The sequence below is a fragment of the Lapidilactobacillus bayanensis genome, assembly GCF_003946695.1.
Lineage (GTDB): Bacteria > Bacillota > Bacilli > Lactobacillales > Lactobacillaceae > Lapidilactobacillus > Lapidilactobacillus bayanensis.
Genome location: NZ_RHOX01000003.1, coordinates 101,278 through 125,734, shown reverse-complemented (window position 1 = coordinate 125,734; position 24,457 = coordinate 101,278). Strand labels below are relative to the sequence as shown.

General features: G+C 41.2%; 20 protein-coding genes. 7 read left to right on the top strand and 13 right to left on the bottom strand.

The window, feature by feature from the left end; all coding sequences use genetic code 11:
* Positions 1 to 11: 11 nt before the first annotated feature.
* Together EKM65_RS02145 and EKM65_RS02140 are read right to left on the bottom strand one after the other, a co-directional pair.
* On the bottom strand, positions 12 to 965 hold the full coding sequence (locus EKM65_RS02145) for a YveK family protein (protein WP_125605032.1): 954 nt from the start codon (positions 963 to 965) through the stop codon (positions 12 to 14).
* Positions 966 to 1,244: 279 nt separating this feature from the next.
* Positions 1,245 to 2,354 carry an LCP family glycopolymer transferase gene (locus EKM65_RS02140; protein WP_125605030.1) on the bottom strand — a complete coding sequence of 370 codons (1,110 nt, stop codon included), beginning with the start codon at positions 2,352 to 2,354 and terminating at the stop codon, positions 1,245 to 1,247.
* Positions 2,355 to 2,630: 276 nt separating this feature from the next.
* On the opposite strand from EKM65_RS02140, the gene EKM65_RS11135 reads away from it, so the two are divergent.
* Entirely contained in the window at positions 2,631 to 2,786 is a 156-nt protein-coding gene (locus EKM65_RS11135; RefSeq protein ID WP_164506777.1) for a hypothetical protein, read from the top strand.
* A gap of 337 nt (positions 2,787 to 3,123) precedes the next feature.
* On the opposite strand, the gene EKM65_RS11420 is transcribed toward EKM65_RS11135, so the two are convergent.
* The 3 genes from EKM65_RS11420 to EKM65_RS02130 form a co-directional block, all read right to left on the bottom strand.
* Entirely contained in the window at positions 3,124 to 3,969 is an 846-nt protein-coding gene (locus EKM65_RS11420) for an ABC transporter permease (protein WP_225420371.1), read from the bottom strand.
* Positions 3,970 to 4,086: 117 nt separating this feature from the next.
* Positions 4,087 to 5,727: an FtsX-like permease family protein gene (locus EKM65_RS11415; RefSeq protein WP_225420370.1), complete on the bottom strand. Its 1,641-nt coding sequence runs from the start codon at positions 5,725 to 5,727 to the stop codon at positions 4,087 to 4,089.
* 4 nt (positions 5,728 to 5,731) lie between these two features.
* On the bottom strand, positions 5,732 to 6,436 hold the full coding sequence (locus EKM65_RS02130) for an ABC transporter ATP-binding protein (protein ID WP_125605028.1): 705 nt from the start codon (positions 6,434 to 6,436) through the stop codon (positions 5,732 to 5,734).
* A 356-nt stretch (positions 6,437 to 6,792) separates the two neighbouring features.
* Between EKM65_RS02130 and EKM65_RS02125 the strand changes: the two genes are divergently transcribed.
* Positions 6,793 to 7,263: a glutathione peroxidase gene (locus EKM65_RS02125; RefSeq protein WP_125605026.1), complete on the top strand. Its 471-nt coding sequence runs from the start codon at positions 6,793 to 6,795 to the stop codon at positions 7,261 to 7,263.
* 744 nt (positions 7,264 to 8,007) lie between these two features.
* Here the strand turns inward: EKM65_RS02125 and EKM65_RS02120 are convergent.
* Entirely contained in the window at positions 8,008 to 8,676 is a 669-nt protein-coding gene (locus EKM65_RS02120) for an alpha/beta fold hydrolase (RefSeq protein WP_125605024.1), read from the bottom strand.
* An 85-nt stretch (positions 8,677 to 8,761) separates the two neighbouring features.
* On the opposite strand from EKM65_RS02120, the gene EKM65_RS02115 reads away from it, so the two are divergent.
* Positions 8,762 to 9,004 (top strand): hypothetical protein, encoded by a 243-nt coding sequence (locus EKM65_RS02115; RefSeq protein ID WP_125605022.1) that lies wholly within the window; start codon positions 8,762 to 8,764, stop codon positions 9,002 to 9,004.
* Here EKM65_RS02115 and EKM65_RS02110 read toward each other — a convergent pair.
* Positions 8,993 to 9,805, bottom strand: coding sequence for a glycosyltransferase family 2 protein (locus EKM65_RS02110; protein ID WP_164506776.1), 813 nt, complete (start codon positions 9,803 to 9,805; stop codon positions 8,993 to 8,995). The two genes, EKM65_RS02115 and EKM65_RS02110, sit on opposite strands and share 12 nt — an antisense overlap.
* A gap of 332 nt (positions 9,806 to 10,137) precedes the next feature.
* Between EKM65_RS02110 and EKM65_RS02105 the strand changes: the two genes are divergently transcribed.
* On the top strand, positions 10,138 to 10,953 hold the full coding sequence (locus EKM65_RS02105) for a tyrosine-protein phosphatase (protein ID WP_125605018.1): 816 nt from the start codon (positions 10,138 to 10,140) through the stop codon (positions 10,951 to 10,953).
* An 84-nt stretch (positions 10,954 to 11,037) separates the two neighbouring features.
* Positions 11,038 to 11,970 carry an alpha/beta hydrolase gene (locus EKM65_RS02100; RefSeq protein ID WP_125605016.1) on the top strand — a complete coding sequence of 311 codons (933 nt, stop codon included), beginning with the start codon at positions 11,038 to 11,040 and terminating at the stop codon, positions 11,968 to 11,970.
* Between the two features lie 1,310 nt (positions 11,971 to 13,280).
* Here the strand turns inward: EKM65_RS02100 and EKM65_RS02095 are convergent.
* Complete coding sequence (locus EKM65_RS02095) at positions 13,281 to 13,985, bottom strand: MgtC/SapB family protein (RefSeq protein ID WP_125605014.1); 705 nt, start codon at positions 13,983 to 13,985, stop codon at positions 13,281 to 13,283.
* Positions 13,986 to 14,789: 804 nt separating this feature from the next.
* Here EKM65_RS02095 and EKM65_RS02090 point away from each other — a divergent pair.
* The gene (locus tag EKM65_RS02090) at positions 14,790 to 16,130 is read left to right on the top strand and encodes an FAD-dependent oxidoreductase (protein ID WP_125605012.1); all 1,341 of its coding nucleotides are present in this window, start codon (positions 14,790 to 14,792) and stop codon (positions 16,128 to 16,130) included.
* A gap of 654 nt (positions 16,131 to 16,784) precedes the next feature.
* Here the strand turns inward: EKM65_RS02090 and EKM65_RS02085 are convergent.
* From EKM65_RS02085 to galE, 3 genes are all read right to left on the bottom strand, one after another.
* A complete protein-coding gene (locus EKM65_RS02085) occupies positions 16,785 to 18,278 on the bottom strand; it encodes a UDP-glucose--hexose-1-phosphate uridylyltransferase (RefSeq protein WP_125605010.1) in 1,494 nt (497 codons plus the stop codon).
* Between the two features lie 91 nt (positions 18,279 to 18,369).
* Positions 18,370 to 19,557 carry a galactokinase gene (locus tag EKM65_RS02080; protein ID WP_125605008.1) on the bottom strand — a complete coding sequence of 396 codons (1,188 nt, stop codon included), beginning with the start codon at positions 19,555 to 19,557 and terminating at the stop codon, positions 18,370 to 18,372.
* Between the two features lie 14 nt (positions 19,558 to 19,571).
* Positions 19,572 to 20,561, bottom strand: coding sequence for a UDP-glucose 4-epimerase GalE (galE, locus tag EKM65_RS02075; RefSeq protein ID WP_125605006.1), 990 nt, complete (start codon positions 20,559 to 20,561; stop codon positions 19,572 to 19,574).
* Between the two features lie 202 nt (positions 20,562 to 20,763).
* On the opposite strand from galE, the gene EKM65_RS02070 reads away from it, so the two are divergent.
* On the top strand, positions 20,764 to 21,756 hold the full coding sequence (locus EKM65_RS02070) for a LacI family DNA-binding transcriptional regulator (protein WP_125605004.1): 993 nt from the start codon (positions 20,764 to 20,766) through the stop codon (positions 21,754 to 21,756).
* Between the two features lie 702 nt (positions 21,757 to 22,458).
* On the opposite strand, the gene rbsK is transcribed toward EKM65_RS02070, so the two are convergent.
* Entirely contained in the window at positions 22,459 to 23,376 is a 918-nt protein-coding gene (gene rbsK / locus EKM65_RS02065; RefSeq protein WP_125605002.1) for a ribokinase, read from the bottom strand.
* A gap of 274 nt (positions 23,377 to 23,650) precedes the next feature.
* Positions 23,651 to 24,295: a ribulose-phosphate 3-epimerase gene (rpe, locus tag EKM65_RS02060; protein ID WP_125605000.1), complete on the bottom strand. Its 645-nt coding sequence runs from the start codon at positions 24,293 to 24,295 to the stop codon at positions 23,651 to 23,653.
* Between the last annotated feature and the right edge of the window lie 162 nt (positions 24,296 to 24,457).

Below are 24,457 nucleotides of genomic sequence, written 5' to 3'. Positions count from 1 at the left end.
GTCTTCCTCCTCTAAATTCGTTTCTGCGCTTGGCGTCGTGGTAACTCATCATTAGTATGAAGACGACTTGCCCGTGAGCTCAGTTCTGGTGTGGTAACTTGACTACTAACCGCTTTAACAGTTGATCTTGTTGGTTCAACCGACCTTGTGTCTAAAGCTGCAGAACTGGTCACCACTTTAGATTGACTATTGGTTAAGGTATTGGTTGATTGGTACGTTTGCTTACGCGTGCGGGTATCCGAGCGACGAGCACGTGACTTGTTCTTTTGTTTCTTAGTTGTGCCAGTATGATAATGACCGACTATTCCTAACTTGGTCAAGCCTAATTCATCAGTTAAGTAATCCATGTCTTTAACATTATGATCGGTCAATTCTGACAACAAGGCTAGCCCGACACCTATGAAGAGGCCGACTACAAGACCAATCGCCAAGTTTAGCTTCTTACGTGGTGAAACAGCTTCCTTAGGCTTCGTTGCCTTGGCAATAATGCTAACATTGTTAACTTGCAAAATTTCAGCAACTTTATCTTTAAAAACCTTGGCAATAACATTGGCAATCGTAGCAGAACGAGCAGCGTCGGTATCTTTAACACTGACCGAGAAAACTTGTGAGTTCTGTTGGTTCGTAACGGAGATCATATCACGCAATTGATCAGTGGAAACATTGTAACCCAATTCTTCCCTAACTTCTTTACGAACTGGATCCAAAGTCACAGCCTTAGTAATAATATCCTTGTAAGTATTAATCATTTGCACGTCAGCTTGTTGATCACTAAGCTGATTCGTGACAGTCGTATCCTGCTTGCGATTAACCAGAATGTCGACACTTGCCGAATATTTAGGCGTCATCATGAAGAAAGTCACGATTGCAGCTAACAAGGTACCAGCAATCGTTGAGATAATAATTAGTCGAAGATTCTTTCGTAAAATTCTGAAGAGACTTTCCAAACTGATTGTTTGTTCCATTTCATACTCCTAATGTTTTTAATCACAACTTATGTTATTTTACACTATTCATCTTTACATTTGTGTAACATTTTCACATTACCCAAATATATCTAAGCACAAAGCCGAAGCAAAAAAATCCCCAACTCTGCTTATGCTATTTTGTCGTAGGATAAAAATCTATGGTGCACTAATACCCTAACGACACTGTACTTTCCGTTCAAAAAATCTGGGCAATCATCATGGCTTGATTCATCAGCAAGCACAATTGGACTTCTAGCTCACTACTCAATAAAAGGTCTAGTTACTGCTTTTAGTCCATTGTTCAGTGTCACTATTTGGTGAGTAAACCGTGAATTGTTGTGTACTGCTGCCACTTGTGAAGCTAAAGCCGTTGGCAATATTCAATTTATTTTGGCGCGTTGCTTGATTATCTAGCGTGGCTTTCTCTAAGCCCATTTCCGTGCGCAAGTTATCAGAAACACGTTGTAATTCAGTCGTTGCGGGAATTTGAATCATAGCCTTGCCCCACATGGCGTTGACACCTTGGAGATGATCGCTCTTAATAGTTTCGGCATAACCACGATATTTGCTGAAGATGCTAACCATATCTGCAAAAGCTAAGTTAGTGGTCATATTCTTAGAAACTTGTGTTAAAACGTCTTGGAAGTTCGTCAAAGTCCGCGTTGAAACAGCCGCTTTAATAATAGAAGTAATCACTTCACGTTGTCGCGTTTGACGACCGTAATCGCCATTAGGATCATCGTAACGCATCCGCGAGTATGCTAAAGCTTGTTTGCCATCTAAATGCATTTTTTCACCTTTAGTAAAGGTATTACCTTCGTAAGTGAAAGTTAATGTTGGTGTGATATCAACACCACCAACAGCGCTGACAATCTTTTCCATACCACCCATGTTGATGGTGACGTAATATTGCAATGGAATATTAAGCAACGCCGAAACAGACTTCAGCGCAACTTTTGAGCCGCCAACTTCATAAGCGGCATTAATTCGTTCGTAATCGAACTTCTCGGCGCCAACTAATTGGGCCATCGTATCACGCGGAATACTAGTTAAGGTTGTTTGTTTAGTTGACGGATTAATCGTGGCAACGATCATTGTATCGGTTCGGCCTTGGTAATTACGACCAAAAGCACCAGTATCGGCACCTAATAGTAAAATGCTTAATGGCTTTTTAGCATCAACGACTGTCTTAGCAGACTGGGTTTCTCCAGCAGACTTGTAACTAGAATCAAGTGCATTCTTCGCACTGAAATAAAAATATGCCGCATAGCCTAAAACAGCGACGATCAGTGCAATAATGATCCCAATAATCACCTTACGCACCGCATGCCCGCGGTGATGGTGATGCTGCTGCCCAGTTCTATGTAGTTGTTCATTATCGTTCATATCCATAACTCCCCTATCATCGTACATTGTCAATGTTAAACTTCAGTCTATCATGAATGTGAATAAATTAAAATATTGGTTAAATAATTGATAGTATTTTTTAAGAAATATCGAAGTCGAGCGGATTCAAATCAACAACTGATGGTGCTATCTTTCGTGCTAAATCCTAAAACTGTTATATTGCGCTTCTTCGTGCTTGCACAAAGGTTGCATACAGAACGTGCGAGGTACCGTGAGGGAAAATAAATACTTTCGCTGGAACGTGGTGGACACTGCTTGAAGCCAATTTTTACAAAATTGTCTCCAAGACAGGTCTTGTTTGTAACAGCTAAAGCTGCAACAACAATCTCACCACTGAGCGGTATTTATTTTCCCTCACTGAACAAACAAGATGGCAACCTTTGCGCAAGCGCTGAATTGACATGTGGTTAGACCAATTTCAATTTTAAGAAGTATAAATTAGAAGTTTAGTCGTACTAACGCACATTACTCAGTGCCGGAGAAAAATCGCGGTCAGCTGTGAAATTCTCGTTGGCGATTTATCGCTTACGAGAAGGCCGAGCTTTAAGACAAATTTATTTGGCTTAAAGTCGAGCCCACAGCGTTCCACCAACGCATTTTCCGTAGGCACGAAGAAGCGCAAAATAACAGTTTTAGAGTTGACTATGCAGAATCAAGGCGACTCAATTTTTATTTAACAATACGAAAAAAGCTAGGAATTAACTTCCAAGCTTTAATCAACTCAATTATTTTTCAACTCAACATCTAACTATTCATTCGCCTTCAGTGCTTCAATCATATCCACGCGCTTCAGGCGGAAGTGAGTCACGGTCATGACAATCACGGTGAAGAGGATGGTCATCAAAATAGCAGTCAGATAACCCGTCGCACTAATAACTAGCGGGAAAATCATCACCGATGTTTCAGCTTGATGCAAAATAAACAACGTCAGCAAATTACCAAAGCCTAATCCTGCAATAATTCCCATCAGCGTCAAGACAATATTCTCGCGCACAATATACAATGTCACCTCATTATCAAAGAAACCCAACACTTTAATTGTCGACAACTCGCGGATCCGTTCCGAAACATTAATGTTAGTTAAGTTGTACAAGACGACAAATGATAATAAGCCAGATAATACAATGAAAATCAGCACGATTGGTTGCAAGCTAGCCGTCTGTTTGGCCACCGCCGCAATTTGGGTCGACAAATACGAAACATTAACAACCTCTTTCGTATTCAGTAAGCGACTGGCCAAATGCTTTTCTTGCTTTTTCGTTTGTTGTTGTAACTTCACTAGCCAAGTTGTCGTGGCGTAGTGACTATGCCGAAGCTGATTAAAATAATCTTTTTGCAAATAAATAAAGTGCCCGGCGTAGTTTTCAGTGATGCCACTAACTTTAAGAGAATACTGAACATTATCAGCATTCTGCACAACAATTCGATCACCGCGTTTTACCTTTAACAACTTGGCGGCTTTCTCACTCAAGATTGCCCCATTTTTCGGAATTGCCTGACTTAGTTTGACATAACGTCGAAATTTGACGGGTTGATTCGTAACGTATTGCGAAACTTCATCAACCGTCTGACTGCCCTTTTTCAATTTAACCATTTGTAGATCAACCGGCAGGTGACCGCGATACTGTTGACTAGCCGTTAAAATTTTGGCAGCGTGAGTTACTTTATTTTTGTCGGCATTCAGGCTAACGGTGGCTTGATATTGAATAATCTACTTAAATTGCGTTTGTCCCGAATAATCAATCGAATCGCGAATGCCAAAGCCAGTTAAAATCAAACCAGTTCCACCAGCAATACCCAGGATTCCCATCCACATTCGCGACTTAAAGCGAAATAAATTCCGATAGCTAACTTTTTGATTAAAGCTGAGGTGCTGCCACAAAGTTGTGAATCGTTCTAATAAGATCCGTTTACCGGCTTTGGGTGCCTTGGGTTGCATTAGCGCGGCGGGTTTCTCGTGAAGTTGCACGATTAAAACATAAACAACCGCCCCTAACGTCGCGAACAGCGCCAGTCCAATGGCAATGATGATAGTTGGCCAATCGTAACCAATCGGACTCGGCGGATAACTGTACTGCGTTTGCATCATTGAAATAACGATTTGCGGCAAAGTTTTCGTTCCAACAATTACGCCAATAATAATACCTAAAACGGCCGCTAACAAGGCATAAAAAACATAATTCTGCGCAATTTCCCAGCGCGTGTAACCTAGCGCCTTTAGCGTGCCAATCTGAGTTTGTTCTTCCTCAACCATACGCGTAATCGTCGTAAAAGTGATTAACACGGCGATTAAGAAGAAAATCAACGGAAAAACATTGGCAATGGCGGCAATCCGATCCGCTAAATTGCCATAATCGGTAAAACCCGGTAAGTCTGCGCGTTCATTATAGTAGAAAGTCGTTGTTGCTAACTGCGTCATTTTCTTTTTAGCAGCATCGATCTTAGCTTGCGCATCTTGCAACGATTTTTCCTGAGCAATAATTTCTGGTGTCGTCGTCAGTTGCCCCTGACTAGCGGCACTAACTTGTTGCTTAGCAGCCGTTAGTTGTTTCTTGGCCGCGTTAATTTTTGCTTGCTGCTGATTAATCGGTTTTAACGCCGCCGTCTGAATTTCTTGATCACGCTTCTGAGCACGGCCAGCAAAAGCAGCTTTAAGTTGGGTTACTTTGCGCGCAACTTGTGCTTGATAATCATCCCCATATGAATTCAAACCTTCCAACTTAGGGAAGTGGACATTAATGGCCGAATATGCTGACACCTTAAAATTTGCCTGGTTCGTGTAAGCAAAATAATTTACGCTACCATCGCCAATATTAGTCGTGCCGCGCGTCGCTTTATTAACAAACTGAGGCGAGATTACAAACCCAACGATCCAAAATTGCTGACGTTGCAATTGCGAATTGGTGATTTTAATCTGATCACCCAATGCATAACCTTGTTTGCGTGCCAAATCATCCAGTACCACTTCCGAATTTTGACGTGGTAAATGACCTTTGGTTAACTCTAATTGATTGAGCCGATCAGCCTGACGATAACTAAACAATTGAATGGTGTCACTGTTTTGCGACGATGTTCCGTAAACAAACTTGCTGCCCTCCACCTGCGCACCTTTAATTTGACGCGCTAACTTTAAATCCCGGTTCGTCAAACCTGTACTGGAAATAATTTGAACGTCGCTTGCCCGTTTCTTTTGCAAAAAAGTCGTCGAATCATGATATAGATCTGGGCCACTTGACTTGATCCCGACGAATAACAGCACACCCAGCATAATAATCAAGATAATGGCAATAAAGCGACCTAAACTACCGTAGATTTTCCGTCCTAGTAATCGAAATTGTAGTCGATTTTTCATGCGCTCACCACTCGATTTCATCAATCGACTGTGGGTGGGGATTTTCGATGACACGACGAACTTTCGCATCGTTGATTTGAATCACGCGATCGGCCATTGGCGCTATAGCGGCGTTGTGGGTGATGATCAAAACAGTTTGCCCCTTCTTACGACTGACATCCTGCAGTAATTTCAAGACTTGTTTGCCCGTGACATAATCCAAGGCACCGGTTGGTTCATCAGCTAAAACTAGCTTGGGGTTTTTCGCCAAAGCGCGGGCGATTGCCACTCGTTGTTGCTCACCACCAGATAATTGCGCCGGAAAATTGTCCATTCGCGCCTGCAACCCCACTTCTTGCAAAACTTCCGTTGGATCCAACGCATCGGGGGCTACCGCCGAAGCCAATTCCACATTCTCTGTAGCCGTCAAGTTCGGCACCAAATTATAGAATTGAAAAACAAAACCGACGTCAGTACGGCGATAAGCCGTCAGTTGTCGCTCTGAAAACGCGGCGATATCTACGCCATCGATTAAAATTTGCCCAGAAGTTGGACTATCCATTCCCCCAAGAATATTTAAAATTGTGGACTTACCAGCACCACTCGGGCCCAAAATAACCGCCAACTCACCTTGTTTAACACTGAAATTCAAGGCGTCATTGGCGACAATTGTTGTTTCCCCCATCTGATAAGTTTTCGTTGCATCTTTGACTTCAATATAATTCGTCATCTTACGATCCCCTCGCGTCTGTATCCGCATTCACTCTTACTTCATCTTATTATAAAAACAGGTAAATGTCGATTTAACCAAGATAATCGTTACACCTCAAGCTGATTATTTTTTTAAGGAAACTGGTCCAAAATCAAGGTAACTTGATCGTACGACAATTTGAGCTAAAGAAAGCGGATGTCTGTATCATTTTACTGAGCATCACAACAACTAAACCAATATCATGATCATTATTGTCAGCGCACCACAGTGCTGAAAGGCAAAGAAATACCAATGCAGCAAAAAACAGCCTATAATGAACTTTAAGTAAGTGCTTTATTCCATTATCGGTAACTAAACAATCAGGAGGTTTTTATATGTCAATTTACGATTACGAAGTAACTTTAGCAGATGGCACCAAATACAAGCTTGATAAATATCGCGGCCAACCAATGGTGATTGTTAATACCGCCACTAAATGCGGCTTTGCACCACAATTTGAAGCTCTGGAAAAAATCTATCAAGAATATCGTGAACAAGGTTTGATTGTGCTTGGCTTTCCATCGAACCAATTCAAACAAGAACTAGGCAATAGTAAAGACGCGGCAGAAGCATGCCGGACGACTTATGGAGTAGAATTCCCAATGCACGAAATTCACGATGTCAATGGTGCTGATGCATTGCCACTATTTAAGTTCCTCGTTAACGAACGCCCCGGTGCAGTAGGTAAGGCAATCAAGTGGAACTTTACTAAATTCCTCGTTGATCGTGATGGCAACGTTGTCGAACGCTACGCACCAAAAACAGTACCCGATAAAATGAAACCGGATATTGAAAAAGTACTGTAAAGTATTGAGCTTGTTGTCCTTCGCGATTATGCAAGGGTTACGCGTTGCCTATTAAAACGGTAGAAACTAAAACTGTTATGTTGTGCCTCTTCGCGTTTGCGTAAAGGTTGCATATAAAATGTCGCGCGTGTCGTGAGGGAAAATAAATACTTTCGCTGGAACGTGGTGGACACTGCTTGAAGCCAATCTTTGCAAAATTGTCTTTAAGACAGGTCTTACTGTAAGTGGTCAACCACTAACAGTAATATCACCACTGAGCGGTATTTATTTTCCCTCACTAAACAAGCAAGATGGCAACCTTTGCGCAAGCGCTGAATTAACGAGTGGTTGAAGTATCCCTACTAAACTTTTGAGAAGTACAAACTTGAAGTCAAATTACACCATGGCTTGTTTGTCAATGCCGGAGGGAAATCGCGATCAGCTGTGAAATTGTGTTAATGGTTTACCATTTACGACAAGGCCGAGCTTTAAAGTAATCGTAGATTGGCTTAAAGTCGAGCCCACAGCGTTCCACCAGCACATTTCCCGTAGGCACGAAGAAAACCATTCATTGAATTCATACAAACAGGGCCCCTGAGAATTTCTCTCAGGGGCCTTTCTATAATTCTCTGATTAATATGACACGGACAAAAAGTTACAATCACTGACCGTCAAAAGTAACCCAACCCAAACAGCCTACTTCACCACAACTTAGCACATGGATGACCGATATTAATTGTCTAACCGATATCAATTATTTAATCCTTAGATGGATTCGTTTTGACAGAACTTCCGGATAATCGGCAGCAGCTTAAAACTGTCAATGACATAACTACTGTGAGTTTCTTTGGGCAGGATTAGTAGTTTACTGTCAGGAATTTGTTCAGAGATTAGGCGTGTATGACTGATTTTAACGGAATCCTTCTCACCAGCCATCACCAGTGTGGGAATTCGAATCCGTTGTAAATCCGCCTTGGTGATATTCGGTTCGGTGTTCAGAATGCGTAATTCTGGACGTTGCGTGACTAAATGCCAAGACCAATAAACAAAGCGATCGCGACTGTGTAACCCATTAGGATTCAAATTAGCGCCACTGATCATTAATTTATCCAACAAATCTGGATGTTGACTAGCAATTAATAAGCCAATGATACCCCCATCGCTAAATCCATACAGTAAAGGCTTTTCCAACCCCAGTTGCTTAATAAAGTCGACGACATCGTTAGCCATATCCTGATAATGCAATTCCGAAACACGGGCGCTTTTACCATGGCCGCGATTATCAAGTGCATACACACGGAAATATGCGCTCAACGTTGGCATTAACTTGTCAAAAATCTGGTGGGTCTCGCCATTGCCATGCAATAAAATCAGCGGCTGCCCTTGCCCACTTTGAACATAATAAAGTTTGGTATGATTAACATTAATTTCCATTTTATCCCCCAGAAATTGGCCATTGCTTTTCGCTGTATGTTTCGACGTCAGATCGTTATAATTAAGGAAAAGGAGTTGATTTCGTATGTCTGAAGATATTTTCTTTAACCCCGGTGACGCAATTGCCAATGCACACGATTTTGCAGCGGCGCGCCGCAGTGCTGAAATCTACAAAGAGAAGAATGCACTACAATCGCCTCTGATTATTGTCGAAGATGCCAATCAACAAAATACTTTCGCTGTTTATTTCGCTAAGGATGCTCATCAACTACCCATCAAATCTGCGGCGATCCTGAAATATCACGTTCGCGATCGTCTAGATAATTGAATCCGGCTTTTTAGCGTAACGTTGCCGTTTTTTGGTGTGTTGTCGTTTCTTCTTGCGATTCACTTCGATGGTGTTCGCCCGATTAAGTTCCTGTAAGATACGATAGTTTGCAACGATGGTGTCAGGAACCTTTTGCAGATCAAACGCGTGAACGAGACTATCCGAGCGCTGAACGTAATGATAAAGTGGCCGAGTATCAAAGTAAAAGCGGTCGCACAAATTCACATATTGCACATTGAAGAGTTGATCCTCCATTAAATCAATGTCTGAGGTGAATTTCAATCCATTATCTTTAATAATCGACGTTAAATAACCTTTATTCCACGAATAACCACGAACGCTACCAGAAAGCTTCAAAACCCGGTTCATCATTTCTTTACGGTTCAAAACACCTGATTCATGTTTCAATACGGCTGAACGGCCGCGCGGATCATAATAAAAGCCACAGGCAACCATCGCGACTTGGAAACGTTCAAAGGATTGAACCATGAATTCAATAAATTGATGTTCAACCCAATCATCACCGTCGACAAAAGTAATGTATTGGCCATTGGCTACCTGCACACCAAAATTACGGGTTGCCGAAACGCCATGATTTTCCCGTTGAAACACCCGAATCCGCGGATCAACTTGGGTCCAATAGTCCAACCGTTCCGTCGTTCCATCCGTGGAACCGTCGTCGATTAGAATTAATTCGAATTGTTGGTAGGATTGCCGCAAGAGACTCTTAATACAGCGATCCATGTACGCGCGCAAATTATAAAATGGCACGACGATACTAAATAGTGGTGTTAGTGACATTAACATCCGCCTTTCATACTGTGTCTAATTATAAACGTCCCAAGTCAATAGGTAAATGATTTAATCAGAGTGCGGAGAAAGTCGGGTTGACAACGAGCATTAAGAAAGTAATGAAGAAGTTCGCATCTTGAACTTATTCATTGCTGGCTTAAGCGGAGTTGTCAGACTTTCGCAGCACGTTTCAGATAGAGTGCGGAAAAGCAACGGGTTGGTGGCATGACTTTAAACGGGAAGATCATTGCGTGTCAACGCAAGGAGATTCACGCTTAAAGTCACTGCCGCCAGTTGCTTCGCAGCACGTTTCAAAACGATTTTAAAAAGAAGTGATCAAAATGGCTCAATCTTCAGCAAATTTGAATAAACTTGGTCAACCGGAACGCGTCGTCGCTTTAGACGGCACGATTAATTTTCGTGACTTGGGTGGCTACCCTAGCCAGAATGGGCAAATCACGCAATGGCGACGCATTTATCGAGCTGCTTCATTGGGTAACCTGACTGCTAGTGATCGGACGCTGCTAGCCGACTTAGATGTGGTGAATGACATTGACTTGCGCTCACCTTCAGAACAACAATCTTATCCTGATCAAAGCTGGGATTCCGTTCGGCTGATCTCTAATCCATTATACCCAACAACTGGGTTTAACCGTGTCTTAAATAATCACCGCGTTCGTAAAATCTTCAAGCGGCGGCGCGAGATTCCTAAATTGTCCAATCCTGTTGCGAATATTTATCAAAACGTCATCATGACCAAAGACAGTCAGCAAGGTTTCGCTGAAACTTTTTCGGTGTTATTAAGCATGACGCCCGAACAAGCGACTGTTTTTCATTGTGCCGCCGGCAAAGATCGGACTGGTATGACCGCGGCAATGATTCTACTTGCCTTAAACGTGCCCGACGAGATTATTACTCAGGATTATCTATTAACCAATGATTTATATAACTATTCTAGCGATCACCAGACTCCAACCAATGACGCCGTACAACAGTCCGTTGATCAAATGAACACCCAAGTTGGTGAAGCACTCTATATTCAAGGTGTGCTTACCACGATTAACGACGGTTTTGGTGGCATTGCCAATTATTGGCGTGAAGCACTTGGTCTATCAACCGGTGATCTAAAACAATTCCAACAAATGTTTCTAAAATAAGCACTATTTTCAAAAGTAAAAAGAGCTGGTAAAAAATAAGCCGAGCAACTCAACACTGACAACCTAACTAAACGAGGTGATTGAATGAATTGGAAAAAAGCAGCCGGCATCACCCTCCCCACTGCGACCGCAATTGGTTTAGGTATTCTGGGTTCAAAAATGTACCGCTACGGTTTTCAACGTGTTGAAGCACCACGAATCCCTGATACCGACAATCCCGATTATCTGGCGGCCTTTGAACCGGTCAAAGCGTGGTTTGCTCAACAACCAAAAGAAGATTGGTGGTTATACGCAGACGATCCCAAGAACAAAATTCATGCCCTCTACTTACCAAATCCGCGGCCAACTAACAAGGCCGTTGTCATTGCTCACGGCTATCATGGCAATGGTCAATCAATGATGGCCTATGCCATGATTTTCCAGCAACTGGGTTTCAATATTTTACTGCCAGATAATCGAGCTCATGGTGAAAGCTCCGGCGAATGGATCAACTTTGGCTGGTTAGATCGCCTCGATTATCGCGACTGGTGTCTCGAGCTAGTCGATTATTTAGGCATTGATAGCGAAATCATTTTATTCGGCGTCAGCATGGGTGGGGCCATCGTGATGATGATGAGTGGCGAGAATTTACCACCGCAAGTTAGAGGGATCATTGAAGATTGTGGTTATAGCACGTTGCATGAACAACTAGCCTATCGGGCCAAAGTAGAATTCAGACTGCCCGCTTTCCCTGTTATCCCAATCGCCAGCGTGATTAATCACGCACTATTAGGATTCGGTGTTAATGACGTTAATTCATTAAAAGCGCTGCAAAAAAATACGCGACCAATCTTCTTTATTCATGGTGCCAAAGATAGCTACGTACCAACTAAGATGTGTTATGAAAACTTTGACGCAACCACGGCACCAAAAGAAATGTGGATTGTACCTAACGCTGACCATGCAGAAGCGTTGGCAATTGATCCTGCTGAGTATCAATATCGTATCGCCGAGTTTTTACGACGCTTTAATTTATAATTAATATTGCGTGATGAACGATTATCCAACTATTTTCAAGGAAAAGTTCATACTTTCATCACACTTTTTCCACAAAACAAACATTTTTTCATAGTCTTTCTTTCACACCTGTAAGTTATAGTTATTAACATAGAAAGCAGCAAAGATAATTGCACTTGAGATTAACCGCGATTACGCTGAGCTTGACTCTCTAGTTTCCATCTTATCCCAAAGATAATTACTAGTTTCTTCATTTTATTCCTCCCTTTAAAATGAAAACCCTTTGAAATAATTTGTTGCCCGCAAAGTATTTCAACTAAAATCAATGAAAGTTGCCCGCTTGAGTTGATTTTGATTCAACGAGATTGCCCGTTTCGTTGAATACTCTCAAGGCAGACTCCCCTCTGCTTTGAGACCCTAACATATATTTTTATTCTTCCTCAAAAAGCCACACGTTCAGTTGCCCGCTGAATGTGTGGCTTTTATTTGTGTCAATTTTGCCTTCTTCGTGCCTACGGGAAATACGCTGCAAGTGTTGATTTGAGCCAAATCAAATCCAATTCGTCTTGAATGTGAGCTTTATTGAGAGCGGCAAACCCTAGAACTGTTATATTGCGTTTCTTCGTGCCTACAGAAAATACGTTGGTGGAACGCTGCGAGTTTGATTTGAGCCAAATCAAAAACCGATTTGTCTCAAATACAAACTTTCTTGTAAATGGTAAACCATTAACAAGAATGCCGCGGCTGACCGCGATTTTCCTCCGGCACTGACATACAAGCTGATATGGTGTGATTTAACAGTAAATTTGTATTTCTCAAAATTGAAAGCAGTCCAACCACTTATCAATTCAACGCTTGTGCAAAGGTTGCCCTCTCGTTTGTTTAGTGAGGGAAAATAAATACCGCTCAGTGGTGAAATTGTTGTTGCAGCTTTAGCTGTTACTACAAGACCTGTCTTGAAGACAATTTTGCAAAAATTGGCTTCAAGCAGTGTCCACCACGTTCCAGCGAAAGTATTTATTTTCCCTCACGATACTCGCACATTCCGTATGCAACCTTTGCGCAAGCGTGAAGAAGCAACAAAATAATAGTTTTAGTTGCCACTGTCTTAATCAGCAGTGCTCACTACGTTCCAGCGACAAGTATTTATTTGCCACCATGGTACCTCGCACGTTCCATAAGCAACCTTTGCGCAAGCGCGAAGAACCACAACAAAACAGTTTTAGGACTTAATACGTTACATTAATGACAGTGATTGGTGATTCATCAAGGCTAGTCTTGAGGACAATTTGCTTTTTAATTAGCTACGAGCAATGTCAACAAACTATTGATTAAATATTAACCAGACGTACTTGATACATATGATCATACTGTGAAAGGTCTTCAACAATGGCGGTATAGTCAAGGTCCTTCGGAATTTCAATCGCATAAATATTGGTGTAGATTTTTTCACCTTTAACGGTCTCCGCCTTAAAACTTACTCCAGCTACATGGATTTTCTGCTTCTTAAAATAATCGTTAATAAGTTGATGTGTTGCGCCTTTGTGCGTGTATTTAATCTCGATACGCTTATAAGTGTGCACGCGAATAACTTTTTTCAATAAGGCGAGTACCATTAGTACAACCACCGCGCTGAAAAAAGCAATTCGATAATAGCCCATGCCGATGGCCAAACCTAATCCAGCAGTGGCCCATAATGAAGCAGCTGTGGTTAAGCCTGTAACAGAATGGCGAGTAATGACAATTGTCCCAGCACCAAGAAAGCCAATTCCACTGACAACTTGGGCAATTAAACGGGCTTCATCCGCGCGAACAACACCTGAAAACTGTGGGTAAGCCTTAGCAAATGAAATTGCCTGAAAGCCGATTTCTTGTTGAATCATGGCAATGACGCAGGCACCAACACAGACTAAAACATGAGTCCGAATGCCGGCGGGATGATTTTTGTGCTCGCGATCATAGCCGATTAATCCAGCAATCAAGACGGCTGCAAATAGTCTAATCAGAATTTCTACTGTTGTTACGGTTAATTTCACAACCACGTCTCCTCTTACTTTATTTCTTAATGAATGATGGTTTCTTAATAAAAGTAACTAAGAAACGCCAATGTTCATGACAGTGTCCATTCAACTTCGGTGAACTTCGTCAAATTAAAACACAGCCTCATTAAATTGTTAACATCTACTATACCATTTTATGTTGCCGTTGTTCACAATAATGTCGCAATTTGACTGCAATCATAATCACGATACGATTTTTAATCGTACCAATTCAATATTTCTCTGGATTGAAGTGTCATTTGATTAAATGGGATCGGGATAAAAAACCTAAACTTATTTGTAGTGAAATATGCGGAAAAAGTTTGACAACTCTAACTTTTTTCACGCTCTGATTTGAAACGTGCTCAAGACAACTGGCGACAGTGATTTTAAGTGTGAATCTCCTTGCGTTGGCACGCAATGATCTTCCCATTTAAAATCATGTCACCAACCCGTTGTCCTTCACGCTCTGATTTGAAACGTGCTGTAAGGCAACTGCTGGTACGTAATTTAAGTGGAAATCTTGCTGCGTTGCCACGCATCAATCTCTCCATTTAAATTAATACCAGCAACCCGTTGCTTTTCGCACTCTGATTTGAAACGTGCTGCAAAGCGCAGTTCATTCCGGTTAAGCTAGACCAGTTTAAATCTTAAATTCAAGATTTTAACTGGTCTGAACTTAATCCTCATAAACTACCCGCGCTTCTCTGCACTCTGATTTTTCACAAGTTGTTAGCGTTGACATTACTTGTGAATCATTTAAACTGAAATTATATAAGGATAAAATCGGAGGGCAATTCTATGAAAGTTATTGTTATTGGTTGTACACACGCGGGTACTTTTGCAACGCAACAAATTCTGACAGAGCATCCTGACTGGGACGTTACCGTTTATGAGCGCAACGATACATTATCATTTTTATCATGTGGTATTGCATTATGGGTTGGCGGTCATGTTTCGGATCCTAATAAAATGTTCTACTCTAATCCTGAAGCATTGACTTCTTTGGGCGCCACAATGAAAATGCAACATGACGTTTTAGAAGTCAACAGCGCGACTAAATCGGTGCGCGTTAAAGATTTGCAATCTGGCGAAATCACCACTGATACTTATGATAAATTAGTTGTCACGACCGGTTCGGCCCCGGTTATCCCACCACTAGAGGGCATTGACCATCCTAAGCTGAAATTGTGCAAGGACTGGAACAATGCTAAGACCTTAAAAGACTTAGCACCTGAAATTGAATCTGTAATCGTGATTGGTGCCGGCTATATCGGCGCCGAATTAGCAGAACAATACGCGGTTACTGGCAAAGAAGTTACCTTAATTGATGCTTTACCTCGTGTTCTAGCTAAGAACTTTGATAGCGTCATCACTGATCGTGTCGAAAAAGATTATACTGACCACGGCGTTAAATTAGCGCTCAATGAAAAAGTAGTCAGTTTCTCTGGTACTGACCAAATTACCGTCACAACGGATCAGTCAAGCTATACTGCTGACCTGGCAATTTTGGCAGTTGGGTTCCGACCTCACACTGAATTATTAAAAGGGCAAGTTGAAATGCTCCGGAATGGCGCAATCATCACCAATGAATACATGCAGAGCAGTAATCCCGATATTTATGCTGCTGGTGATTCTTCAGTTGTTCACTACAATCCAACTGGTAAAGACGATTATATTCCGCTAGCAACTAACGCTGTTCGCCAAGGGATCTTAGTGGGCAAGAACATTGAAGTTCCTACTGAGAAATATCTCGGTACCCAGGCAACCTCCGCCGTTTGCCTATTCGAAAAAACATTAGCAGCTTCTGGCTTAACCGTTGATGGCGCTGAAGCTCGCGGTTTGCAAGTTGCTAGTGTCACTTTGGAACAAGATTACCGCCCTGACTTCATGTTAACAACAGAACCCATCTTAATGTCACTAACATGGGATCCGGAAACACGAGTAATCAAAGGTGGTGCCTTCTACAGTTCATATGACTGTGCTCAATCCGCTAACGTTATTTCATTAGCAATTCAAAACAAAATGACAATTGATCAACTAGCAATGGTTGACATGTTCTTTCAACCAAACTACGATCAACCAATTAACTACGTCAACGCCCTCGCCGGCGCTGCAGTCACCAAGGCTGCTCAAAAATAACAGCGACTAATTCAGAAGGCCCACGAGATTTTTTCTCGTGGGCCATTTGTGCTGTGATTAAAAATGGGCTGCATATAGAACATAGTGTGTTGTCGTGGCGGTGAAAGCTAAAACTATTATTTCGTACTGCTTCTCGCTTACGCAAAGGTTTCATACGGAACGTGCGCGTTGTCGTGGCGGCGAAATAATACTTTGCGCTGGAACGTAGTGGGCATCGATTTGAGCCGATTAAAGAACAAATCGTCTCAAATACGAACCTTATTGTAGGTGATAAATCACTGACAATAATTTCACTACTGAGCGGTATTATTTCGCCACCACTAATCTGACAAGATAGCAACCTTTGCGCAAACGCTGAATTGACAAGTGGTTGGACTGCCCTCTAAAATTTTGAGAAGTACAAACTTGAAGTTAAATCACACCAACACATCTCGTTTGTCAGTGCCGGAGGAAAATCGCGGTCAGCCGCGGTATTCTTGTTGATGGTTTACCATTTACAAGAAAGTTTGTATTTGAAACAAATCGGTTTTTGATTTGGCTCAAATCAAGCTCGCAGCGTTCTACCAGCGTGTTTTCTTTAGGCACGACGAAGTACAACATAACAGTTTTAGGGTTTAGCACTTCAAAATATTACCAACAACCCAAAATTTATTTTTAAGCAATGACTCGCTTGATAAAGCGGTCAAACGCTGCTTGGCCTGCTGCGGTTCTTTTAAATACCCCTGCATCTTCCAAAACTCGCGCAAAGACATGGCCGACTTCTTCACGGACGATTTGTTCAACATTGTCGACGGTTAATTGATCGGAATATTTGGCCTTCAAACTCTCGGCCCAAGGTTGATGGATTACTGAAATTTGATTGGGTTGATCTAAAAGATACTTGTTTACTTCTGCCAGTTCATTTAACAATCGCCCTGGTAAAATTGCCAAGCCCATCACTTCAATCAAACCAATATTTTCTTTCTTAATATGCTGCACATCTTGGTGGGGATGAAAAATTCCGTCCGGATAAGCACTTGAAGTTTGATTGTCACGTAAAACGAGATCTAAACGATACTCACCATCAATGAGATTCGCAATTGGCGTAATCGTATGATGCAACGTGCCATCAGCATCACGCGCTAAGATTGATTGTGATGCGTCAGAATAATGCTGCCACTTTTCTAAAATATCTGTTGCGGCATTAATAATCTCGGCTTGGTTCTGACCAGACAATCGAATGACTGACATTGGCCAATTCACAACACCGATTTTCACATCGGGGTAGGTAGGCCACTGGAATTCCCGCTCAACCTGCGCCTTGTTCATGGGGAAAACATGCCGTCCACCTTGATAATGCTCGTGACTCAACATCGATCCACCGACAATTGGTAAATCGGCATTACTTCCGACAAAATAATGAGGAAAAGTCGAAATAATTGAAAAGAGATTACAAAACGTTTGCCGATTAATATGCATTGGCTCGTGAACAGAATCAAGGAAAATACAATGCTCGTTAAAATAAGCATACGGTGAATATTGGAAACCCCAAGTTTGACCGTTTAAATTGAAACGAACAATTCGATGATTGCTGCGCGCAGGATAATTCATTCGACCACGATAACCCTCATTGGTCATGCACAATTGGCAAGCAGGATAACTTGACGGCGCCGCTGTAGCAGCCGCCGCAATTGCCTTCGGATCTTTTTCCGGCTTGGACAAGTTAATGGTAATCTCCAAATCGCCGTATTCTGTGGCCACTGGGAACTTAATATTCTTGGCAATCTGAGCCGTCTTAACATAATCATTGGCCGTTGATAAATGATAGAAATACTTCGTCGCTTTTTGTGGCGCTTCTTTGTATAAATTCCAAAAACGTTGATTAACAAAACTAGGCGACGGCGTTATTAAATTCAACAACTGGGCTTCAAGAATTTCCCGAGCAGGCTGATTATCGGCAATCGTTTCGTGAAGAACAGCAAAATCAACTAGCTGATTAGCTAAGGCAATAGGTTCCTCAGCGCTTGTTCCCACAACATCTTCAAAATCATCAGCCCCAACTAAGGCCAAAATTTGATTTTGCAAGTAAATCCGATCTAAGTCTTGGAATTGCGAATTATTTTTCAAAATTTCTGTCACAAACGGTGTGACTAAGTTTGTCTGACTCATTATGCCAACATACTCCTAAGCTTAATTGAAAGTTAAACACATAATTTAATGACGCAACAATTTAATGATCAAACCCTGAATCAACAGGTTATTATTCAATGATTAAGTTATGATCTATAATTTTGTGCGGACCGTCCGCAATTTTAGCACGGTAGAACCCAGCATCATAACCGACAACGTCACGATAAGCTGCACCAACTTTTGCTACGAAATCAGGAATATTAGCTGATTTAACCACTGCAATTGCGCAACCGCCAAAACCAGCACCGGTCATTCGCGCACCTAACACGCCAGGTTGCTGCCAAGCGGTGTGCGCCAACGTATCCAATTCAATGCCAGTTACTTCGTAGTCATACTCAAGTGAGACATGGGAAGCATTGATTAATCGACCAAATTTTACTAAATCACCGTCAGTTAAGGCCTTCGCCGCCATAATAGTTCGTTGGTTTTCCAAAACAGCATGGCGGGCACGTTTGATCAAAATATCATCATTAATCGCGTAGCAATATTCATCGAAACTCTCGGCAGTTAAATCACCTAATGAGTCAATTGCCACAACCTTTTGCAACCGTGCCAATGCAGCTTCACATTCAGAACGACGCTCGTTATACTTGCTGTCACTTAAGGCCCGTGGCTTATTTGTATTCATAATGACAATTTCATAATCATCTAAGGTAATCGGATAATAGTGGTAATCTAAAGTATTCGTATCAAGGAAAATAGCCTGATCCTTTTTACCCATACCAATTGCAAATTGATCCATAATACCAGAATTAACACCAATATATTGGTTCTCAACTTGTTGACCCAGCTTAATCAAATCAAGTGGCGTCTTGTCTAAATTGTAATAAGCGTTAATAATCGTACCGGTTAATAATTCAATCGAACTTGATGAAGATAAGCCTGAAGCAGCAGGTAAATTACCATAGAAATAAATGTTCAAGCCATGATTAAAAACCACGCCAGCTTCTTGAAGTAAGAAGAACTCACCTTTAACAAAGTTAGTCCAATCGTCATCTTTATTGAAAACCAAGTTGTTTAAATCAATTTCATGAATACCTTGTGTTTCAAAATTTGCAGAATATAAATGTAATTGCTGATCAGCTGTTGGACTAACTGCTGCATAAGTTCCCAGACTAATCGCCGCTGGAAAAACGTGACCACCGTTATAATCGGTATGCTCACCAATTAAATTAATTCGACCAGGTGCGAAATAGTTAGCATCGACCTGCTCACCAAATACTTCGGTAAAATGAGTATTAATTTCTGCTAATTGCATATTCGATCATTCTCCTACTTATCAAAACCATTTGGATGTTTTTCAGTCCAGAGCCAAGCAGTTGCAATAATTTTTTCAATATCATCATATTTTGGTTCCCAGTGCAAAATTTCCCGTGCTTTTTGCGATGACGCAATCAAAGTACTAGGATCACCAGGACGACGAGCAGCGATTTCATAAGGAATTGGTTCTTTAGTCACTTTTCGAGCTGCTTCGACAATTTCTAAATTAGAGAAACCAGTTGCTGAACCTAAGTTGAATTGATTAGATTCATTGCCTGCCTCAAGATACTTAAGCGCTAAAATATGAGCGTCGGCCAAATCAACAACGTGAACATAATCGCGGACATTAGTACCATCTTTAGTATCATAGTCGTCACCGAAAATTTGTAACATTTCCCGTTTACCACTAGCCACTTGTAAGACGATTGGAATTAAATGTGATTCTGGACGGTGATCTTCACCGATTGAACCGTCGGCCTTAGCACCAGCAACGTTGAAGTAACGTAATGCCACCCATTTCAAATCATGGGCAACATCTTGCCAATGAGCAAATTTTTCCATGGTTAATTTACTTTCACCATAAGGATTGGTTGGTTCTTGTGGTGTTTGTTCTGTAATTGGAATTTCTTTAGCTTCACCATAAGTTGCCGCTGTTGAAGAGAAGACCAATTGTTTAACGTTATACTTCTGCATTACTTCAAGTAAAACAATGAAGCCATAATCATTATTGTCAAAATATTTCAACGGATCTTTCATTGATTCTGCAACTAATGAGAAAGCTGCGAAGTGAACGACGCCAGTAATATCCTCTTTAGTAAATACTGATTCCAAAAATGCACGATCACGAAGATCCCCTTCGTAAAATCTAGCTTTTGAATTGACGGATTGACGATGACCTGTGACCAAATTGTCAACGACTGCCACATCAAATCCTTGTTCAATCAAGCGATCGGTTGTGTGTGAACCGATGTAGCCTGCACCACCTGTTACTAAAATTGTCATAATTAGCGCTCCTTTTTAGTAAATTATTTAGTTTTTACTAAATTTTATTAACTTAGTTATACCACTGAATTAGCGCTAAAGTCAATTAGTTTTCGTTAAAATCGTAGGAAACAATGATTGAAATATTTACTAAATAAATCTATAATGAAAATCAGAGTACCACTTCTTAACTTCGCGTCATTCCTTATCGGAGGTAAATCCCATGGCAACAATTAAAGACATTGCCGAGAAGGCGGGCGTTTCACCAGCCACCGTTTCGCGCGTTTTAAATTATGATCCCGAACTATCCGTCACTGACAAAACTAAAAAACGAGTGTTTGAAGCGGCCGAAGATCTTAATTACCAGCATAAGAAAAAGGCAATGCGACCATCACAAAAAATCGCGCTACTGACTTGGTATAATGAGCAAGAAGAATTGGACGATATCTACTACCTCTCAATTCGGTTAGGTGCGGAAAATAAAATTCACGAGGCCGGTTTTGAGCCTCAACAAATCGGTTTGCAACAAAAAAAGTTGCCTACTGCACCGGATTTTGTTGGGATGATTGCCATTGGTAAATTCAGTCATAATCAGATTAAGCGGATTAAAGCCACTGGTTTGCCCACAACTTTTGTTGATTTTAATACATTGAACTATGGCTTTGACAGCGTCACGACTAATTTCCACTACCCCGTGTTACAAATTATTGATCATTTCCAAGATGTTGGCATTGATGACATTGGTATTCTCGCAGGTCAAGAAGTCACCAGTGATCAACAATTACGTTTAACCGATCAGCGTTACCAAACTTTCCGTAATATTCTACGCGACCGTAAATTATTAAATCCCGATTTCGTACTGAAGGGTAATTTTAGCGTTGAATCTGGGCACCAAATGATGGCAACTGCAATTAAGCAATTAGGCGAACGCCTACCTCATGCCTTCTTTGCCGCCAACGATGCCCTAGCTATTGGTGCTCTTCACGCTTTAAAAGAAGCCAACATCGCCGTACCTGAGCGCGTCAGTATTATTGGTTTTAACGACAGCACCGTTGCAAAATATTTCTCACCACAATTAAGTTCGGTTAAGGTCGACACTGAATTGATGGGGCAGAAAAGCGTTGAATTATTATTAGACCGCCTAGACTCTCAACGAACTGTGCCACTTAACATGAATATCGGTACTGAATTGATTTTGCGAGAGAGCTCTAAATAAAAATAATCCTCTAGTTCAATAACTTCTGAACTAGAGGATTTTATTATTTAGTCTATTTTTTTATTTCTTCGTGCCTCCGGGAAATACGCTGGTGGAACGCTGCGAGCATCGATTTAAGCCGAATCAAAACCAATTCGTCTTAAATACGAGCTTTATTGTAAGTGACAAGTCACTAACAATAATTCCGCGGCTGACCGCGATTTCCCTCCGGCACTGACTAATGAAATTTAGTGCAACTTAACTGCAATTTTATACTTCTACGAATTAGAAGCGAGCCAACCACACGTTTGTTAGTGCTGGAGCAAAGTTGCCATCAGTGGTAAAATTACTGTTAGCAATTTATTGCTTACAGTAAGACCTGTCTTGGAGACGATTTTGTAAAAATCGGTTTCAAGCAGCGTCCACCACGTTCCATGCGCAACTTTGCGGAAGCGCGAAGAACAACAAAATAACAGTTTTAGTTTACAACATACAAACTGAGTGGCGGCGAAAAAATATCACTCAGTAGTGAAATTATTGTTGGTGATTTATCACCTACAATAGGGCTTGTCTTGGAGACAATTTTGTAAAAATTGGCTTCAAACAACGCCCACTACGTTCCAGCGACAAGTATTTATTTTCCGTCACGTCAACGCGCCACGTTTTCTGTGCAACTTTGTGGAAGCGCGAAGAAATTCTAAATAACAGTTTTAATGTACGTCTCTAGCCCAATGCCTCAACTTCATTCCGTGTTGGAATTGATGGGAATGCACCAAGCTTTTGGACGGTTAATGCGGAAGCACGACTTGCATAGTTGATAGCTGACTCTAAATTCACAAAATCTGGTGCTAATTCTGTCGCTAACGAGCCAATAAATGTATCTCCAGCTGCGGTTGTATCTACCGCTTCAACGGATAATGCTGGAATAATCTTCGCGAAGCCTTCACGAGCAACGAAGCAACCGCGACTGCCCAATGTAATAATCACAACTTTAACACCAGCCTTGAAGAACTCTGTTGCAATCATTTGCATTGATTGTTCATTAGTAAACTCAATTCCCGTCAAATTAGCAGCTTCCGTTTCATTAGGAACAATGATATCAGTTAACTGTAATAAATCCTTAGAGATCGTTTCTGTGGCCGGTGCGGGGTTTAATATCGTTAGGGTTTGATTCGCTCGAGCAATTTGAAATGCCGTGGTCGTTGCCGTGATCGGTGTTTCAAATTGTGCCACCACATAATCGGCTTGTGTAATTAAATCTTGATTAGCGTTAACTTGGGTGCTTGAAACATCCGCATTAGCACCAGCACTAATAATAATCGAGTTTTGTCCCGTCGCCTGCAATAAAATATACGCTTGACCCGTTGCCCGACTATTCATTACTTGAATCGCACAGGTATTAACTTGATTATCGCCGAGTTTATGTAACATCATTTGGCCATCCAAATCTTGCCCAACTGCACCAATAAAACTGGTTGTGGCACCAGAACGAGCTGCCGCAACAGCTTGATTAGCACCCTTGCCACCAGCCGCGATTGTTAAATCTTGCATACAAATTGTTTCGCCTGGTTGTGGCAATGCATCGATTTGTAAAATTCGATCCACATTAATACTACCTACAATTGTCACTTTATTTGCCATGATCATACCTCATTAAGTTAATTACATTTATTTTACGATAAATAACAGCACTTAAAAAGCCGCAACGTCAAAAACTTCGAAGCTATCTGACAAATGTTCAGTGAAACGAGAGCCATGTTGCCAGCTCCAATAAATTTTACTCTTATATTTGATCATACTGAGAGCGTACAAAGCGACCGAGTTACAGCATCAAAATTTATGAATTCGGCCAAATCACATAACAACACAAAAAAAGAACCGAGCTCTTAACTCAGTTCCTTTCGACACTTGTTACTTATAGACTTGCTAATTTTACAATCGGTTCAGTAATACCATTCTTAAAAACATATGAACCCGCAACTAAGACGTTGGCACCCGCTGCCACACAAAGACGGCCAGTCCCTTCAGTAATGCCACCGTCGACTTCAATATTGTAATGATAATGATTGGCAACTCGTAATTGTTCAACCTGAGCAATTTTAGTCGTCATTTTTTCAATGAACTTTTGGCCACCAAAACCCGGGCTAACCGTCATGACTAAAACTTGATCGACGATTGGCAACAGATCTTGATAAGCAGCAATGCCTAAAGCCGGATCAAAGGCAATGCCTGCTTTTTTACCAAGTTTATGAATCTCTTCAATTAACCGATAAGCATGTTGTGATGTTTCGGGATGAAAAGTCAGAATGTCGCCACCAGCTTGCGCAACGTCAAAAACAACTTGTTCCGGATTTTCTACCATAATATGGCAATCCAAAACCAAATCCGTTTGTGCCCGCAATTCTTTAACAAATTGGTCGCCAAAATTGATATTGGGTACATAATGGCCATCCATAATATCCACGTGCAAATATTCAGCCGGACTTTTTTCAATTGTCGTTATTTGTTCTTTCAATTTAAACAGACTTGAACTTAACAGTGAAGGTGCAACAATCGTCATTTGACTCACCTCAATAATTTTTTAATCGTTAGGATAATTAGATTGTGCCACAAAAACAGAACGAACAAAAGTTAGACGAGTATCTAAAATTCGCTCTTAGATTGTAAAACATAAATCATATTTTAATTTCAAAAAAGAATTGAGGCAAAATTAACTTTGCCT

Excerpts from the sequence above, each read along its gene's own strand:
- EKM65_RS02145 (WP_125605032.1), bottom strand. The coding sequence starts at position 965 with ATGGAACAAACAATCAGTTTGGAAAGTCTCTTCAGAATTTTACGAAAG.
- EKM65_RS02140 (WP_125605030.1), bottom strand. The coding sequence starts at position 2,354 with ATGAACGATAATGAACAACTACATAGAACTGGGCAGCAGCATCACCAT.
- EKM65_RS11420 (WP_225420371.1), bottom strand. The coding sequence starts at position 3,969 with ATGGTTAAATTGAAAAAGGGCAGTCAGACGGTTGATGAAGTTTCGCAA.
- EKM65_RS11415 (WP_225420370.1), bottom strand. The coding sequence starts at position 5,727 with ATGAAAAATCGACTACAATTTCGATTACTAGGACGGAAAATCTACGGT.
- EKM65_RS02130 (WP_125605028.1), bottom strand. The coding sequence starts at position 6,436 with ATGACGAATTATATTGAAGTCAAAGATGCAACGAAAACTTATCAGATG.
- EKM65_RS02125 (WP_125605026.1), top strand. The coding sequence starts at position 6,793 with ATGTCAATTTACGATTACGAAGTAACTTTAGCAGATGGCACCAAATAC.
- EKM65_RS02120 (WP_125605024.1), bottom strand. The coding sequence starts at position 8,676 with ATGGAAATTAATGTTAATCATACCAAACTTTATTATGTTCAAAGTGGG.
- EKM65_RS02115 (WP_125605022.1), top strand. The coding sequence starts at position 8,762 with ATGTCTGAAGATATTTTCTTTAACCCCGGTGACGCAATTGCCAATGCA.
- EKM65_RS02110 (WP_164506776.1), bottom strand. The coding sequence starts at position 9,805 with ATGTCACTAACACCACTATTTAGTATCGTCGTGCCATTTTATAATTTG.
- EKM65_RS02105 (WP_125605018.1), top strand. The coding sequence starts at position 10,138 with ATGGCTCAATCTTCAGCAAATTTGAATAAACTTGGTCAACCGGAACGC.
- EKM65_RS02100 (WP_125605016.1), top strand. The coding sequence starts at position 11,038 with ATGAATTGGAAAAAAGCAGCCGGCATCACCCTCCCCACTGCGACCGCA.
- EKM65_RS02090 (WP_125605012.1), top strand. The coding sequence starts at position 14,790 with ATGAAAGTTATTGTTATTGGTTGTACACACGCGGGTACTTTTGCAACG.
- EKM65_RS02085 (WP_125605010.1), bottom strand. The coding sequence starts at position 18,278 with ATGAGTCAGACAAACTTAGTCACACCGTTTGTGACAGAAATTTTGAAA.
- EKM65_RS02080 (WP_125605008.1), bottom strand. The coding sequence starts at position 19,557 with ATGCAATTAGCAGAAATTAATACTCATTTTACCGAAGTATTTGGTGAG.
- galE (WP_125605006.1), bottom strand. The coding sequence starts at position 20,561 with ATGACAATTTTAGTAACAGGTGGTGCAGGCTACATCGGTTCACACACA.
- EKM65_RS02070 (WP_125605004.1), top strand. The coding sequence starts at position 20,764 with ATGGCAACAATTAAAGACATTGCCGAGAAGGCGGGCGTTTCACCAGCC.
- rbsK (WP_125605002.1), bottom strand. The coding sequence starts at position 23,376 with ATGGCAAATAAAGTGACAATTGTAGGTAGTATTAATGTGGATCGAATT.
- rpe (WP_125605000.1), bottom strand. The coding sequence starts at position 24,295 with ATGACGATTGTTGCACCTTCACTGTTAAGTTCAAGTCTGTTTAAATTG.